Source organism: Halobellus inordinatus, from assembly GCF_024498335.1.
GTDB lineage: Archaea > Halobacteriota > Halobacteria > Halobacteriales > Haloferacaceae > Haloquadratum > Haloquadratum inordinatus.
The window spans coordinates 2,014,758-2,029,563 of sequence record NZ_CP101825.1 but is presented as its reverse complement, the minus strand read 5'-3'; the positions used below and the strand labels follow the sequence as shown (position 1 = coordinate 2,029,563).

The window sequence follows — 14,806 nt, the reverse complement described above, 5'->3', positions numbered from 1 at the left end:
CACGGGGTCGAATCGACGCGAAAAGCGCTGTGGGGCCTACAGGAATCGGAACGTTTCGAGGTTCTTCGGCGCGAACGTCCGCAGGTGGTAGTCGTGGTACAGTCCCGACGAGAGGTCCTGGACGGAGCGCTCGTCGCCGTGGACACAGAGGATCTTCTCGGGACGGGGGTTCATCGTCTTCACGAAGTTTTCGAGGCCCTGTCGGTCGGCGTGCCCAGAGAAGCCGTCGACCGTCTCGACGTCCATTTCCAGTTTCAGCGTCTCCGAGCGCCCGACGCGGTCGCCGCCGATCGGAATCTCGTCCCAGCCGTTCTGGATACGGCGGCCGAGCGTCCCTTGCGCCTGGTAGCCGACGAAGACGAGGCGGGAGTCCGGGTCGGGGCCGATGTGCTTGAGCCAGGACATAATCGGGCCGCCGGTGACCATCCCCGAGGTGGAGAGGATGATCGCCTGATCGCCGTCGGCGACGTCCTGGCGCTCGTCGTCGCCGCCGTCGATGTGGTTGAACTCGTCGGCGAGGAAGGGGTTCTCGTCCTCGTGGAAGATCCGGTCCCGGAGGTCGTCGCGGAGGTACTCGGGGTAGGTCGTGTGGATCGCGGTCGCCTCCCAGATCATCCCGTCGAGGTGGACGGGCATACTCGGGATCTTGCCGGTCCGCATCGCCTCTTCGAGGACGAGCATCAACTCCTGAGAGCGCCCGACGGCGAACGCCGGGATGACGACCTTGCCGCCGCGGTCGTACGTCTCGTTGATGACGTCGAGCAGTTCGCGTTCGGAATCTTCCTGGTCGGTCTGGTAGTCGTCGCGGCCGCCGTAGGTCGACTCCAACACGAGCGTCTCCACGCGGGGGAAGTCGTTGACGGCGCCGTTGAACAGGCGGGTGTCCTCGTAGTGGATGTCGCCGGAGAACGCGACGTTGTAGAGGCCGTCGCCGATGTGGAAGTGCGAGACCGCAGAGCCGAGGATGTGCCCGGCGTTGTGGAACGTGAGTTTCACGTCCGGTGCGATGTCGGTGACGTCGCCGTACTCGATCGGGATGGTGTGTTTGATCGCCTCGCGGACCATCTCGGACTCGTAGGGCGGCGTTCGGCCCTCCTTGGCGGCGACATCGAGGTAGTCCAGTTGGAGCAGGCCCATCAGATCCCGAGTCGGCTCGGTCGTGTAGATCGGCCCGTCGTAGCCGTACTTATACAGGAGCGGGACGAGCGCCGAGTGGTCGAGGTGGGCGTGCGTCAGCACGACCGCGTCGAGCGAGTTCGCGCCCGCACCGAGCGCCTCGGGCACCTGCAGATACGGGACGTCGTCGGAGCCGGGCTTGTCACCGCAGTCGATGAGGATGCGCGTCTCGGCCGTCGAGAGAATGAACGAGGCGCGGCCGACCTCGCGGCAGCAACCGAGCGTCGTGATGCGGACCCACTGTTCGTCTGCGAGCTCCTCGCGGTGGATCTGTCGGCCGACGCGTTCGAGGATCTGTCGGCGGTCGTCGCGCTCCTGTTTGAGGAAGTTTCGGACGTTCGACACCGTCGAGGACTCGATCGGCGGCGTCCGAACGACCTCGGGGGTCCAGCCGACCTCCTGGGTGATTTCGCGCAGCGTCGCGCCGTGGCGGCCGATGACCATCCCGGGCTTTTCGGCTTCGATGACGACCTCCCCAGTATCCTCGTGGAAGTCGAGGTCGGTGACGCCGGCTTCCTCGGGGATGACCTCGAGGATCCGGTCGCGGGCCTGATCGGGCGGCGAGAGCGCCGCCGGATCGGGGCGAACGGTGATGCGCTTGCGGAGTTTGCCGGCGAGGTCACGGACGAGGTCACCGTTCTGGGCGAACCGCTTCGGATCGCGCGTGTAGATGACCAGCTCCGGACCCTCGTAGGTGACGTCCGACACCGAGATGTCGGCCGGCAGTTCCGCTGTGATCTCTGCTTTCAACTCCTCGAGTTGCGTATCTACTGAACTCATAACTGAGAGCGTTCCGTCGGGATCGTCACGGACGGACGATTGATCGGGGTACCCTTCTCCTGAAGCGGAACCGGCAGTGCGAACACTCCGTCGATGCGGGGATGCGACGATGTCGCGTGAGAGAGCATAGGACGACGTTGTGAACGGCAATCTCTGCGGTTCTAGCTGCGAAGAGGCAGGGAGAACCCGCTTAATCCAGAATACTTCGGCCGGCGTATAAAAGCCTTCGCAAAGTCGAAACCCTGAGGGGTCTTCGTGGCGGGTATGGACGTTACTCCCGACCGCGTCGCGACCGAAGCCGCGTGGGTCCTAGACAGAAGCGACGAGGTGGTGCCGATCATCAACGAGACGCGGCAGCGACTCGCCAACGAGTTCGACGTGACCGTCGACACAGTCGAGACGGAACGGTACCGCGAGGAGGTCAAACGCGTCTTCGCCGACGGCGACGTCGCCGTCAACGTCGCCGCCTACGTCGGCCTCCTCCGCGAGTTGGATGTCGCGGGCGACTACCCCGGCTTCGTCGTCGACGAGGTGCTCGGGCGTGAACTCGCCGCGACGATTGCCGGCGGCGCGCCACTGTCACTGCTCGCGCAGGCGACGTTCCACTACGCGGACGTGCTGACGCACTCGGACGGTGGAGCCGGTATCGACGACCTCGACGCGGCGCTCGCCGCGGGGTTCCAGACGCGACTCCCGGGGTGGAGCTGGCAGGAGACCGAGAGCCCCTTCGCGGTCGACCCCGACCGGTTCGAATGAGGGTGCCCGCCCGTCGGCACGTGGCGTGTCCGCGCGTCGGGTGTCGGCGCTGGGCGTCCCGGAGTGAGCCGTGCGACGTTTCCCGCGTCTTCGGCGCCCCGCCGAACCCCGATAACGCAGTCCCAGCCGTCCTATCAGGGGATTTAAGACCGCCCTGAGGCTCGAAATACGTAATGAGCGACGACCAGGAACTCGGCATCACCGAGTCGAAAGAATACAACACCGGCGAGTGGTACGCCGAAGTCGTCCAGAAGGCCGGCCTCGCGAACTACGCGCCCGAGGGGATGAGCGGATTCATCGTCACGCGCCCCCGCGCGTACGAACTCTGGGAGCGCATCCAGGGCCACCTCGACGGCCTGTTCAAAGACACCGGCGTCCAGAACGCCTACTTCCCGCTTTTCATCCCCGAGAGCTACCTCGAACGGGAGAAAGACATCGTCGAAGGCTTCGACCCCGAGGTCGCGTGGGTCGAGCGCGCCGGCAATCAGGAACTCGAAGAGCCGCTCGCGGTCCGCCCGACCTCCGAATCGATCATCACGCCCTACATCTCCCAGTGGGTCCGCAGCCACCGCGACCTGCCGCTGCGTGTGAATCAGTGGGCGTCGGTCGTTCGCTGGGAAGCGACGGAGACGAAGCCGTTCTTCCGGACGAAAGAGTTCCTCTGGCAGGAGGGCCACACCGCGCACGCGACCCGCGAAGACGCCTGGGCGGAGACGACGCGCCGCCTCGATCAGTACGAGGAGACCTACGAGGATCTGCTCGCGATGCCCGTCCTCCGCGGCGCGAAGCCCGAACACGACAAGTTCCCCGGCGCGGACACGACGACGACGGTCGAAGCGCTGATGCCGGACGGCAAGTCCGTCCAGGGAGCGACCTCCCACTACCTCGGCACCTCGTTCGCGGAGGCGTTCGACATCACCTACACCGACGAGGACGAGGAGACTCAGATCGCGCACACGACCTCGTGGGGGCTCTCCTGGCGGGCGCTCGGCGCGCTCATTATGACGCACTCGGACGATCAGGGGCTCGTTCTGCCGCCCGCGATCGCGCCCGAGCAGATCGTCATCGTTCCGATCTGGCAGGCCGACACGAAGGAGGACGTCCTCGAATACGCCGAAGACATCGCCGCGGATCTCGAAGCCGCCGGCGTCCGCGTCGAACTCGACGACCGCGACGAGCGCAACCCCGGCTTCAAGTTCAACGAGTGGGAGCTGAAAGGCGTCCCCGTCCGGATGGAGATCGGCCCCAACGAGGCCGACGACGGGACGGTCACGCTGGTCCACCGGCCCGACGGCGAGTCGACCGAAGAAGACAGAGACGACATCGTCGAAACTGTCGAGTCCCACTTCGACGAGGTGTACGCGAAACTGTACGCCGCCGCCGAGGAGAACCTCGAAGAGAACGTCCGCGAGGCCACAGACCGCGCGGAGATCCTGGGCACGCTCGGCCAGCACGGCGGCTACGTCAAGGCGCCGTGGTGCGGCGATGAGGAGTGTGAAGCCGAGATCAAAGAGCCGATCGCCGCCGAGATCGTGATGGTTCCGCTCGACGATCCTGACGCGGAGATCCACCACGACGAAGACTGCGCCATCTGCGGCGACGACGCCGTCGAGACCGCGTACTTCGCGAAGTCGTACTGACGCGTACGCGACTTCGCCCGGATCTGTCAGTCATTCTTTTATTAATCGTCCCTCGTCAGCTGTCCGTCTGACGGCTATCACCTTCGAGAACGTCCCACAACGCTTTACAGCGCCCGGAGAATAGCGGTAGCAATGTCGGCGTTATCGGACATCCTGGGCGATCTCGTGTCGGACGTCGAGAGCGTGTTTCTCTTCTCGCCGAGCAGTTCCCACTACGAGCGGTTCGCAGACGCCGATATCGACGAGGAACTGGTCGTCATCGCGCCCGAGAACGCCGTCGAGGCCGAGACGTACGTCGAACTGCCGCTGGAGTTCGACAACGTCAGCGATCGGATCAGATTCGGCGTCGAGGGCGCGCTCGAACAGGAACTCGTCGAGGAGGGCGACGTCGTCGCGTGCAGCGTCCGGATCTTCGACGGCGACGCCGACGGCCTCGTTCGGGTCCGCATCGACGAGTCGATGCGCTCTGGCATTTACGACCTGTTCGCGAACTCGCGGGCGGATCCGAGCGTCATCCGCGACGTCTTCGAGGTCGCGATCGAACTCGGCAAGAAGGGACAGAAGGGCAAGCCGGTCGGCGCGCTGTTCGTCGTCGGCGACGCCGGCAAGGTGATGAACAAGTCCCGCCCGCTCAGCTACAACCCCTTCGAGAAGTCCCACGTCCACGTCGGCGACCCCATCGTGAACGTGATGCTCAAGGAGTTCTCCCGCCTGGACGGCGCGTTCGTCATCTCCGATTCGGGGAAGATCGTCAGCGCGTATCGCTACCTCGAACCGGCGGCCGAAGGGGTCGACATCCCGAAAGGGCTCGGTGCGCGCCATATGGCCGGCGCGGCGATCACCCGCGACACGAACGCGACGGCCATCGTGCTGTCTGAGTCCGACGGCCTCGTCCGGGCGTTCAAGGGCGGGCAGATCATCCTGGAGATCGATCCGGAGGAGTACTGATGACGGGGGAGGCCCTACTGTCGGCACACACTGTGTTGCAGTTCGACCCCGGGCAGTTCCTCGACATCTTCGACGCCATCCCGCGTGCGGTCTGGGCCGCGCTACTCGTCGTCGTGGTCGGCCTGATCGCTGCCGCCGTGCTCGGCACGCTGACGACGCGCGCGCTCGTGCGGTTCGGCGTCCCCGAGGCGATCGAGGGCACAGCCTTCGAGCGGACGGCGCGTGAGTTCGACACCTCTACTGTCGAAGTACTCGGCACGCTCGTCCGGTTCTTCGTCCTCGGCATCACCTTCCTGGCGGTGCTTTCGGTGGGCAACGTCACCGTCGCAGCCAGTTTCTGGAGTCGCACAGTACAGTTCCTCCCCCAACTCTTCTTCGCGGTCATCATCCTCATCGTCGGCGTCGTCGTCGGCGACAAGGTCCAACTCGTCGTCGGCGAGCGACTCACCGGAATCAAACTCCCGCAGATCGGCGTCTTCCCCCGCCTCGCGAAGTTCTCCGTGTTCTACGTGGCCGTCCTGATCGCGCTGTCGCAACTCGGCGTCGCCACGCTCGCGCTCGTCGTGCTCCTGGCCGCGTACCTCTTCGCGCTCGTACTACTCGGCGGCATCGCACTCTCGGATCTGCTCAAGTCCGGGGCCGCGGGGTCGTATCTCCTGTTGAACCAACCGTACGCGATCGGTGACGAGGTCCAGATCGGCGACGCGCGCGGCATCGTCCAGGAAGTGAATCTGTTCGTCACACACGTCGAGAACAACGGCGAGGAGTTCATCGTGCCCAACAGCACGGTGTTCGAGAAGGGCGTCGTTCGCATTCGGGAGTAGCTCCGCCGTCTGTTAGGGCGCTTCCGTCGTCTGTGCTGCGCTCGTCACTCGTCGCTTCCGTCGGTGCCGCGCTCGTCGCCGTTTTCGTGCTCGTCGCTGTCTGCTTCGTCGTCTGCACTCTCACTCTCTCCCATCGGTCGCGCCGGGACGCCCGCAACAGTCGCGTTCGGCGGGACGTCCCGCGTCACGAGGGAGTTCGCCGCGACCTGTGCGCCCGCACCAATCCGCACGCCCGGGAGGATCACCGCTTTCGCACCGATCATCGCGCGGTCGCCGACGACGACCTCGCCGGTCCGGTACTCGTCCTGTAAGAACTCGTGACAGAGGATCACCGAGTCGTAGCCGACGACGACGTGATCGCCGAGCGTGATCAGTTCGGGCCAGAACACGTCCGGCGTCGCCTCCAGCCCCCAGGAGACGCCCCTCCCGACGGTTACGCCGAGGCGACGGAGCGCCCAGTTGCGGACCCGAAGGGAAGGAGCGATCCGGGCGATCCACACGAGGACGTAGTTGAGGGCGACGCGCCAGACCGGCTTCGCGTCCGTCCAGTACTGCAGCGAATTGAGCGGTCCCGGCGTCGGATGTCGCTGCACGCGGCCGTGTCTGCGACCGTCGTCGGCTGCGGGGTCGTCCGCGTCGTCTGGAGAGTCGGCGTCGTCGCTCACGATCGCTTCTTCTCGGGCAGTGACCAAAAGGTTCGCTCGTCGGGCGCGTCTCGAAATAGTTGGCGAGCGCGTCTCGCAATCGCCAGCGGGCGTTTCTCGCGACGCTCCCCCGTCGTTACTCGCCGCGCAGTTCGGTCATATGGTCGATCCGGCGCTGGACGAGGTCAGGTTTCCCGACGTCGTGGCGCACGCGGAGGCCGTCGCCCGCAGCAGCGAGGGCGTCTTCGGCCTGTTTTTCGGCTTCTTCGATGGAGTCGGCGACGCCGACGACGGCGAACGAGCGGGAGGTCGTGGTGTAGAGGCCGTCCTCGCGCTCGTCGACGCTGGCGTAGAACAGGAGCGCGTCGCCGACGCTGTCCTCGTCGACGGTGATCTTCGCGCCGCTCTTGGGGTCGGTCGGGTAGCCCTCGGGAACGGCGTACTTACAGACCGTCGCCTTGCCGGCAAATTCGAGCTGCGGGAGCGGCTCACCGTCGCGGGCCGCGGTCAGTACGTCGAGGAACGAGGTGTCGAGGACGGGAAGCGTGTTCGTCGCCTCCGGGTCGCCGAAGCGCGCGTTGAACTCGACGACTTTCGGACCGTCGGCGCCGAGCATAAACTGCCCGTAGAGGACGCCTGTGTAGTCCGGCAGCGCGTCGACGGTCGCCTCCAGAATCTCGACCGCGTCGGCGTAGTCCGCGGCGGTCATAAACGGCAGTTCGGGGCCGGCGTCGCTGTAGCTTCCCATCCCGCCGGTGTTCGGTCCCTCGTCGCCCTCGTAGGCGCGCTTGTGGTCCTGCACGGCGGGCGTCGGCCGGACGTCGCCGTTCGCGACGAACGCCTGCACGGTGAACTCCTCGCCGACGAGGCGCTCTTCGAGGACGACCTGCTCGTAGTCGTTCTCGCGGAGGTACGTTTTCGCTTCTTCGGCGGTCACCTGGTCGCCGATGACCTTCACGCCCTTGCCGCCGGTGAGGCCCGCGGGCTTGACCGCGAGGTCGCCGTCGTAGTCGTCGATGTAGTCGCAGGCGGCGTCCATATCGTCGAAGACGGCGAAGTCGGGACAGCCCGGGATCGACTCGGACTGCATAAACTCCCGCTGGAACGCCTTGTCGGTCTCGATGCGGGCGGCGTCGGCGTCGGGGCCGAAGGTGTAGACGCCGGCCTCGTCGAGCGCGTCGGCGACGCCGGCTTCCAGCGCCGATTCGGGGCCGATGATCGCGAGGTCGGCACCGACGTCGGTCGCGTAGGCGACGACCTCCTCGGCGGCCGTCTCAGCGATGGTCTCGAAGCCCTCGGCGAGCGCCGTGATACCGGGGTTGCGGTTGCTCGCACACGCGTAGAGGTCGCACGCCGGGTCGTCAGTCAGCGCGCGGGCGATCGCGTGTTCGCGTCCGCCGCCACCGACGAGAAGCACCGTCTCCGAGTCAGACATACCCGGAGCACATACACACGGGAGTGTAAAGGTTGCTCTTTTTCGGTATTCGTATATGCACGTTCGTGCAGTTCGTCGGGAGTGAAGGCGCTCTCGCCACCGCAACCGACGCGACAGCGACCACGACACGTCACACTGTTTTTGCACCGCAGCGTCGTACGGTCCGTATGGACGATCCCCTAGTCCGGAACCGACTCGACGAGGAGGAGAGCCCGTATCTCCGCCAGCACGCCGACAACCCGGTCAACTGGCAGCCGTGGGACGACGCCGCGCTCGCGGCCGCGAAGGCGACCGATCGGCCGATCTTCCTCTCGATCGGCTACTCGTCGTGCCACTGGTGTCACGTGATGGCCGAAGAGAGCTTCGAGGACGAGGAGGTCGCGTCCGTGCTCAACGAGTCGTTCGTGCCGATCAAGGTCGACCGCGAGGAGCGCCCCGACCTCGACCGGATCTATCAGACCATCTGCCAGCTCGTCGCCGGCGGGGGCGGCTGGCCGCTGTCGGTCTGGCTCACGCCCGAGGGCAAGCCGTTCTACGTCGGGACCTACTTCCCGAAGCGGGAGGACCAGCGCCGCGGCAACGCCCCCGGCTTCCTCGACATCTGTGAGTCCTTCGCCGCGTCCTGGGAGACCGACCGCGAGGAGATCGAGAACCGCGCCGACCAGTGGACCGACGCCTTGCGTGACCGCCTTGAGACGACATCGGCGAGCGGATCGACAGGCGAGGCGCCGGCCGGCGGCCCCGGGGCCGCGAGCGACGACGCCGACGACACGCTCGGCGCGGACGTGCTCGGCAACGTCGCGAAAGCGGCACTCCGGGCGACGGACGAGGAGTACGGTGGCTTCGGCTCCGGCGGACCGAAGTTTCCGCAACCGGGTCGGGTCGAGGCGCTCTTGCGCTCCTACGTCCGGTCGGGAACTGAGGAGGCACTGTCGGCCGCGACCGGAACGCTGGACGCGATGGCCGCCGGTGGCCTCTACGACCACGTCGGCGGCGGCTTCCACCGCTACGCGACCGATCGGGAGTGGACCGTCCCGCACTTCGAGAAGATGCTGTACGACAACGCCGAACTGCCGCGGGTCTACCTCGCGGCGTACCAACTCACCGGCCGCGAGACGTACGCGACGATCGCTCGCGAGACGTTCGCGTTCCTCGATCGGGAGTTCCGACACGACGACGGCGGGTTCTACAGCACGCTCGACGCCCGCAGCGAAGGTGACGAAGGGAAGTTCTACGTCTGGACGCCCGAGGAAGTCGCGGCCGCCATCGACGACGAGCGCACGGCCGAGATCGCGTGCGATCGCTTCGGCGTGACCGACGGAGGGAACTTCGAGGGGTCGACGGTGCTCACCATCGCAGCGTCGATTCCCGACCTCGCCGAGCGGTACGACTGCTCGGAATCGGAGATCGTCGACCGACTCGACGAGGCCCGCGAGGCGCTGTTCGAGGCGCGCGAAGAGCGCGTGCGGCCCGCGCGCGACGAGAAGATCCTCGCGTCGTGGAACGGCCTCGCGATCTCCAGTCTCGCCCGCGGGGGTCTCGTCCTCGGCGACGACACCTACACGGACCTCGCGGCCGACGCGCTCTCGTTCGTGCGCGAGCACCTGTGGGACGCCGACGAGCAGCGACTCGCCCGGCGCTACAAGGACGGCGACGTCAAGGGAACGGGCTATCTCGACGACTACGCCTTCCTCGCGCGCGGCGCGTTCGAGGTGTATCAGACGACCGGCGACATCGACCACCTCGCGTTCGCGCTCGATCTGGCCCGAGTCGTCGTCGCGGAGTTCTACGACGCCGACGCCGAGACGCTGTATCTGACACCCGCGGACGGGGAGTCGCTCGTCACGCGCCCCCAGGAGCTACAGGATCAGTCGACGCCGTCGAGTGCCGGCGTGGCAGCGTCGCTACTGCTCGATCTGGACGCCTTCGCGCCCGAGGAGGGCTTCGCAGACGTCGCCGACGCAGTGCTCGATACCCACGCGAACCGCGTCCGCGGACGGCCGCTCGAACACGTCTCGCTGGCGCTCGCGGCGGAGAAGCGCGCCCGCGGCGGGACCGAAGTGGTGATCGCCGCTGACGCGTCGACGGATGGGAGCGACGCGGCGGCCGGGACCGCAGCTCGTGGAGCGGTCGGCCTGCCCGACGCCTTCCGAACGTCGCTCGCCTCGACGTATCTCCCGGACGCCGTCGTCTCCCCCCGTCCGCCGACGGACGACGGCCTCGCCGCGTGGCTCGACGTGCTCGGCGTCGACGACGCGCCACCGGTCTGGAAGGGCCGCGAGCAGCGCGACGACGAGCCGACGGTGTACGTCTGTGAGGGTCGCACCTGCTCGCCGCCGACACACTCGCTATCGGAGGCACTCGAGTGGTTCGAGAGCGAGGTCGGTGGCGATCCCGAGATGGATACTCTGGAGACCGACGACCTCTCGCTCGACGACGTCGACGGACTCGACGTCGGGAGCGAGGAGTAGAGCAGCGGAAACGGGGAGAACGGCGGGAACGGCGGGAACGGCGAGAACGGCGAGAACGGCGAGAACGGCGAACAAGACGACGAAACGGAGCGCGATTTCCGCCGACAGCGAAGTAGTAAGAGTTTCGTTCTATGACGAAAGTGGGCAACCAATGGAAGGTGGCACTCGACTGTCCAGTCTCGCCCGCCATCTTCTCCTGGGATTCGTCGGCGTCGTCGTCCTGTATCTCGTCCAGACGCAGAACTACCTGCTCTTTCACAGCATCGTCGAACTCTTCAGTATCACCGTCGCGTTCGCCGTCTTCACCGTCGTCTGGAGCGCACGCGACGAACTCGGCAATCAGTTCTTCGCCATCCTCGGCGTGGGCTACCTGTTCGTCGGCGGTGTCGATCTGCTACATACGCTCGCGTACAAGGGGATGGGCGTCTTCCCCGAGGCCGGGGCCGACCTCCCGACACAACTGTGGATCTTCGCGCGCTATCTCGAAAGTGCGACGCTCGTCGGCGCCGGAGCGCTCGGCGTCGTCTCCAAGTACAAGCATCCGCCGTTGCGGGAGTGGAGCGACGGGCTCCTCTCGGCACTCGTCGGCGGCTACGCGACAGTCGTCGCGCTGGGCCTCGGTTCGATGTTCGTCTTCGATCTGTTCCCGCGAGCCTACGTGGCCGGGCGCGGTCTCACCGATTTCAAAATCCTCAGCGAGTACATCATCATCGGCCTCCTGACGTCTTCGCTGTTCCTGTTGCGCCGGCAGCGAGACCGGTTCGAATCGCCCGTCTACAAACTGCTGGCCGCCGCAATCGTGCTCGGTGCCGTCTCGGAACTGGCGTTCACCGCCTACATCGACGTCTACGGCATCTCGAACGCCGTCGGGCACTTCCTCAAGTTCGGGTCGTTCTATCTGGTCTACCTCTCGGTCGTCAAAACCGGGATCACGGAGCCACAGAAGACCCTCTACCGGGAGTTGGCGCGGCGCGAGGACGAGGCCCGAAAGTTCGAGCAGGCAGTCGAGCACTCGGGGCACGCCGTCGTCATCACGGATCGAACGGGAACGATCCAGTACGTCAACCCGGCGTACGAGGCGATGACGGGCTATACGGAAGACGAACTGCTCGACGAGAATCCGCGGATACTGAAATCTGACGAACACGAGGAAACGTTCTACGAGGAGATGTGGGCGACGGTGCTCTCCGGCAACGTCTGGGAGAGCGAAATCGTCGACGAGCGAAAGAACGGCGAGCAGTTCGTCGTCAATCAGACGATCGCCCCGATCACCGACGACGCCGGCGAGATCGAGCACTTCGTGGGCGTCCACAAGGACATCTCCGAGCGCAAGAAACAGGAACAGGAACTCCTGCAGCGCTACGAGTTGCTGTTCGACAGCATCCGCGATGCGATCGTCGTCGCCGACACCGACCGCCGGATCACCAACGCGAACTCGGAGTTCACCAGCCTGTTCGGATACGACCTCTCGGACGTCGCCGGCAAGTCAGTGAAGGTCCTCTACGAGGACGACGCGGAGTTCGAGCAGATGGGCCGAGCGATCGGCGACCACGCCGACGAGCGGCGGTTCTCCCAGACGGTCGACTACGAGAAGAAGTCTGGACAGGTCTTCCCCGGCGAGACGACCGTCTTCTACCTCCGAAACGCGGACGACGACGTGGTCGGGGTCATAAGCCTCATTCGAGACGTCTCCGAGCGGGAGAACCGCATCCAGCAGTTGCAGATACTCGATCGGACGCTCCGGCACAACCTCCGGAACGATATGAACATCATCCAGGGGTACGCGGACGTCATCCAGCACACTGGGTCGGGCGATGCCACCGAGAACGCACAAGAGATCATCGACGCCAGCGACCGCATCATCGAGAACGTGAGCAAGCAGCGCGAGGTGACGAATCTGCTCTCCGAGCCGCAGCCCCGCAAGAGCGTCGGTCTGTCGACGGTGGTCGAGGCGGTCGTCTCGAACATCCGAGAGCAGTACTCCGACGGCGACGTGTCGCTGACCGCCCCCGACGAATGCACGGTCCGGACGCTCCCGTCGATCTCACGGGCGGTCGAGGAACTGATCGAGAACGCGCTCGTCCACACGGACCACTCCGATCCGAGAGTCGACGTCACCGTCCAGTGCGGCGAGGAGACGATCGAGATCCGGGTCGCAGACGACGGTCCTGGCATCCCCGAGATGGAACGGGACGTGCTGCGCAAAGACAAAGAGATCGGCCCGCTGTATCACGGCAGCGGCATCGGCCTCTGGCTGGTCAACCTGGTCGTCCAGCAGTCCGACGGCGTGTTGACCTTCGAGGAGAACGAGCCACGCGGCAGCGTCGTGACGATTCGACTGCCTGCTAATTGAGCGGTCCACTGTCCGTCAAGTGAGACGTGGGTGCGGATGAGAGACCGGAGAGAGTAGCGCTACGCTTGCAGTCGCTCTGCGAGATACATCGCGATCGGGACCGCCTCGTTTTCGACGTACCGTGCGACTTCCTCGCCGTCGCGTTCGACGACGACCGTCGGGATCAGTTCGATGCCGTACTCCTCGACGAGCGGGCCGGTCTTGCTCCCGTCGTCCTCCTTCTCGACCGGGTAGTGATGGACGCGCTCCTCGGGGACGCCGGCGGCGTCGAGCGCGGCGGCGAAGTCCGGGAGTTGGCCCCGGCAGTCCCCGCACCAGTCGCCACCCCAGACGCGGAAGACGAGGTCGTCAGCGGCGAGTGCCTCGACCGCGTCCTCGTGGGCGTCGGCGTTCCACGCGGGGTTCGGCTGCATCGTTTCGAGCGTTCCCGAGGCCGTCTCGGGTTCCGAATCGGCTTCTGACATACGCGGCGTTACGACAGCCGAGCGGGTAAAGTTCGCGATGGCTGTCGGTCACAACGACCTGGACCCCCGTCAGTCTGTGATACCGGCACTGCGTGGCCAACGTCGTCACCGTCTTGTGCCCGACCGACGAAGGACGGCGTGATGAACGGGAACGTGCTGGAGACCATCGGCTCGCCGCTGGTCCGCGTCGACTCGCCCGAGGGGGCGACGGTCGCAGCGAAGATCGAATCGAAGAACCCCGGCGGCTCGGCGAAGGACCGCCCCGCGCTCGCGATGGTCGAGCGCGCCGAGCGCGAGGGTGAGATCACGCCCGGCGACGCGCTGGTCGAACCGACGAGCGGGAATACGGGGATCGGCCTCGCGGTCGTCGCCGCGGCGAAAGGCTACGACCTCACGGTCGTGATGCCCGGATCGAAGTCGCCCGAGCGCCGCCAGATTATGAAGGCCTACGGGGCCGACATCGAACTCGTCGACGGTGACATCTCCACGGCGAAGGACCGTGCGGACGAACTGGAAGCCGAGGCAGGAATGGTCCAGCTTCGACAGTTCGAGAACCCCGCGAACCCGCGGGCGCACTACCTGACCACGGGCGAGGAGATCCTCGAACAGATCGGCGACCGCACCGTCGACGCCCTCGTCGCGGGCGTCGGTACCGGCGGCACGATCACCGGCATCGGGCGGCGACTCCGCGAGGAGTTCCCCGAGATGGAGATCGTCGCGGTCGAGCCTGCCGACAACGCCGTCCTCTCCGGCGGCGAACCGGGCATCGACGACTTCCAGGGGATGGGTCCGGGCTTCGTCAGCCCGAATCTCGACACGGATCTCCTCGACGACGTCGAGACCGTCACGATCGACGACGCGGAGGCCGAGTGTCGCCGCCTCGCCCGCGAGGAGGGCATCCTCATCGGGCAGTCGTCCGGGGCCTCGAACCTCGCCGCCAAGCGCGTCGCCGAGCGCATCGCTGACCCCGACGCGAACTGCACGGACCCGGAACCGGGATACGTCATCGAGGATCCGGGCGCACCCACTCCCGCCGAACACGACACCGCAGACGAGACGGACGCCGACGACTGCCCGCTCGTGATCACGGTGTTCTGGGACAGCGGCGAGCGGTATATGTCGACGGGAATGTTCGACGCGGAGTAGTTCGGATACTGTCGGACCAGCACCCAGAAGGTGCCAACGTAACTCACGAACTGCTGTCCGACGGTACGGTCGGCCGCTACACAGCGAAGGCGTCGGCAGCCGAATCCTTTCGGCGAGCATCGCTGCTCCATTTCGAGATATCAAATCCGAGAAATCGAAGGACGGCGAC

The 14,806-nt window shown here is 66.0% G+C and carries 11 protein-coding genes; 7 read left to right on the top strand and 4 right to left on the bottom strand.

Annotated elements, in window-relative coordinates; all coding sequences use genetic code 11:
* Positions 1-36: 36 nt before the first annotated feature.
* A complete protein-coding gene (locus tag NO362_RS10285) occupies positions 37-1,956 on the bottom strand; it encodes a beta-CASP ribonuclease aCPSF1 (protein WP_256545163.1) in 1,920 nt (639 codons plus the stop codon).
* A 264-nt stretch (positions 1,957-2,220) separates the two neighbouring features.
* On the opposite strand from NO362_RS10285, the gene NO362_RS10280 reads away from it, so the two are divergent.
* The 4 genes from NO362_RS10280 to NO362_RS10265 all read left to right on the top strand — a co-directional run bounded on the left by NO362_RS10280 (position 2,221) and on the right by NO362_RS10265 (position 6,124).
* Positions 2,221-2,712, top strand: a complete 492-nt coding sequence (locus NO362_RS10280; protein WP_256545162.1) for a DUF7984 family protein — start codon at positions 2,221-2,223, stop codon at positions 2,710-2,712.
* Between the two features lie 173 nt (positions 2,713-2,885).
* Positions 2,886-4,352 carry a proline--tRNA ligase gene (gene proS, locus NO362_RS10275; protein WP_256545161.1) on the top strand — a complete coding sequence of 489 codons (1,467 nt, stop codon included), beginning with the start codon at positions 2,886-2,888 and terminating at the stop codon, positions 4,350-4,352.
* A gap of 132 nt (positions 4,353-4,484) precedes the next feature.
* Positions 4,485-5,300: a diadenylate cyclase gene (dacZ, locus tag NO362_RS10270; RefSeq protein WP_256289780.1), complete on the top strand. Its 816-nt coding sequence runs from the start codon at positions 4,485-4,487 to the stop codon at positions 5,298-5,300.
* A complete protein-coding gene (locus NO362_RS10265; protein ID WP_256545160.1) occupies positions 5,300-6,124 on the top strand; it encodes a mechanosensitive ion channel domain-containing protein in 825 nt (274 codons plus the stop codon). Before dacZ ends, NO362_RS10265 begins: the two co-directional genes overlap by 1 nt.
* A 44-nt stretch (positions 6,125-6,168) precedes the next feature.
* On the opposite strand, the gene NO362_RS10260 is transcribed toward NO362_RS10265, so the two are convergent.
* Together NO362_RS10260 and purD are read right to left on the bottom strand one after the other, a co-directional pair.
* Positions 6,169-6,789: an acyltransferase gene (locus NO362_RS10260; protein WP_256545159.1), complete on the bottom strand. Its 621-nt coding sequence runs from the start codon at positions 6,787-6,789 to the stop codon at positions 6,169-6,171.
* 115 nt (positions 6,790-6,904) lie between these two features.
* Complete coding sequence (gene purD, locus NO362_RS10255; RefSeq protein ID WP_256545158.1) at positions 6,905-8,203, bottom strand: phosphoribosylamine--glycine ligase; 1,299 nt, start codon at positions 8,201-8,203, stop codon at positions 6,905-6,907.
* A 167-nt stretch (positions 8,204-8,370) separates the two neighbouring features.
* Between purD and NO362_RS10250 the strand changes: the two genes are divergently transcribed.
* Positions 8,371-10,674, top strand: coding sequence for a thioredoxin domain-containing protein (locus NO362_RS10250; protein ID WP_256545157.1), 2,304 nt, complete (start codon positions 8,371-8,373; stop codon positions 10,672-10,674).
* Between the two features lie 151 nt (positions 10,675-10,825).
* Entirely contained in the window at positions 10,826-13,027 is a 2,202-nt protein-coding gene (locus NO362_RS10245) for an MASE3 domain-containing protein (RefSeq protein ID WP_256545156.1), read from the top strand.
* 59 nt (positions 13,028-13,086) lie between these two features.
* Here the strand turns inward: NO362_RS10245 and NO362_RS10240 are convergent, their stop codons facing one another.
* Positions 13,087-13,491, bottom strand: a complete 405-nt coding sequence (locus NO362_RS10240) for a thioredoxin family protein (RefSeq protein WP_256545155.1) — start codon at positions 13,489-13,491, stop codon at positions 13,087-13,089.
* Positions 13,492-13,632: 141 nt separating this feature from the next.
* Between NO362_RS10240 and NO362_RS10235 the strand changes: the two genes are divergently transcribed.
* Positions 13,633-14,637 carry a PLP-dependent cysteine synthase family protein gene (locus tag NO362_RS10235; RefSeq protein WP_256545154.1) on the top strand — a complete coding sequence of 335 codons (1,005 nt, stop codon included), beginning with the start codon at positions 13,633-13,635 and terminating at the stop codon, positions 14,635-14,637.
* Positions 14,638-14,806 lie beyond the last annotated feature (169 nt).

Excerpts from the sequence above, each read along its gene's own strand:
- NO362_RS10285 (WP_256545163.1), bottom strand. The coding sequence starts at position 1,956 with ATGAGTTCAGTAGATACGCAACTCGAGGAGTTGAAAGCAGAGATCACA.
- purD (WP_256545158.1), bottom strand. The coding sequence starts at position 8,203 with ATGTCTGACTCGGAGACGGTGCTTCTCGTCGGTGGCGGCGGACGCGAA.
- NO362_RS10265 (WP_256545160.1), top strand. The coding sequence starts at position 5,300 with ATGACGGGGGAGGCCCTACTGTCGGCACACACTGTGTTGCAGTTCGAC.
- NO362_RS10235 (WP_256545154.1), top strand. The coding sequence starts at position 13,633 with ATGAACGGGAACGTGCTGGAGACCATCGGCTCGCCGCTGGTCCGCGTC.
- proS (WP_256545161.1), top strand. The coding sequence starts at position 2,886 with ATGAGCGACGACCAGGAACTCGGCATCACCGAGTCGAAAGAATACAAC.
- NO362_RS10280 (WP_256545162.1), top strand. The coding sequence starts at position 2,221 with ATGGACGTTACTCCCGACCGCGTCGCGACCGAAGCCGCGTGGGTCCTA.
- NO362_RS10250 (WP_256545157.1), top strand. The coding sequence starts at position 8,371 with ATGGACGATCCCCTAGTCCGGAACCGACTCGACGAGGAGGAGAGCCCG.
- NO362_RS10245 (WP_256545156.1), top strand. The coding sequence starts at position 10,826 with ATGGAAGGTGGCACTCGACTGTCCAGTCTCGCCCGCCATCTTCTCCTG.
- dacZ (WP_256289780.1), top strand. The coding sequence starts at position 4,485 with ATGTCGGCGTTATCGGACATCCTGGGCGATCTCGTGTCGGACGTCGAG.
- NO362_RS10240 (WP_256545155.1), bottom strand. The coding sequence starts at position 13,491 with ATGTCAGAAGCCGATTCGGAACCCGAGACGGCCTCGGGAACGCTCGAA.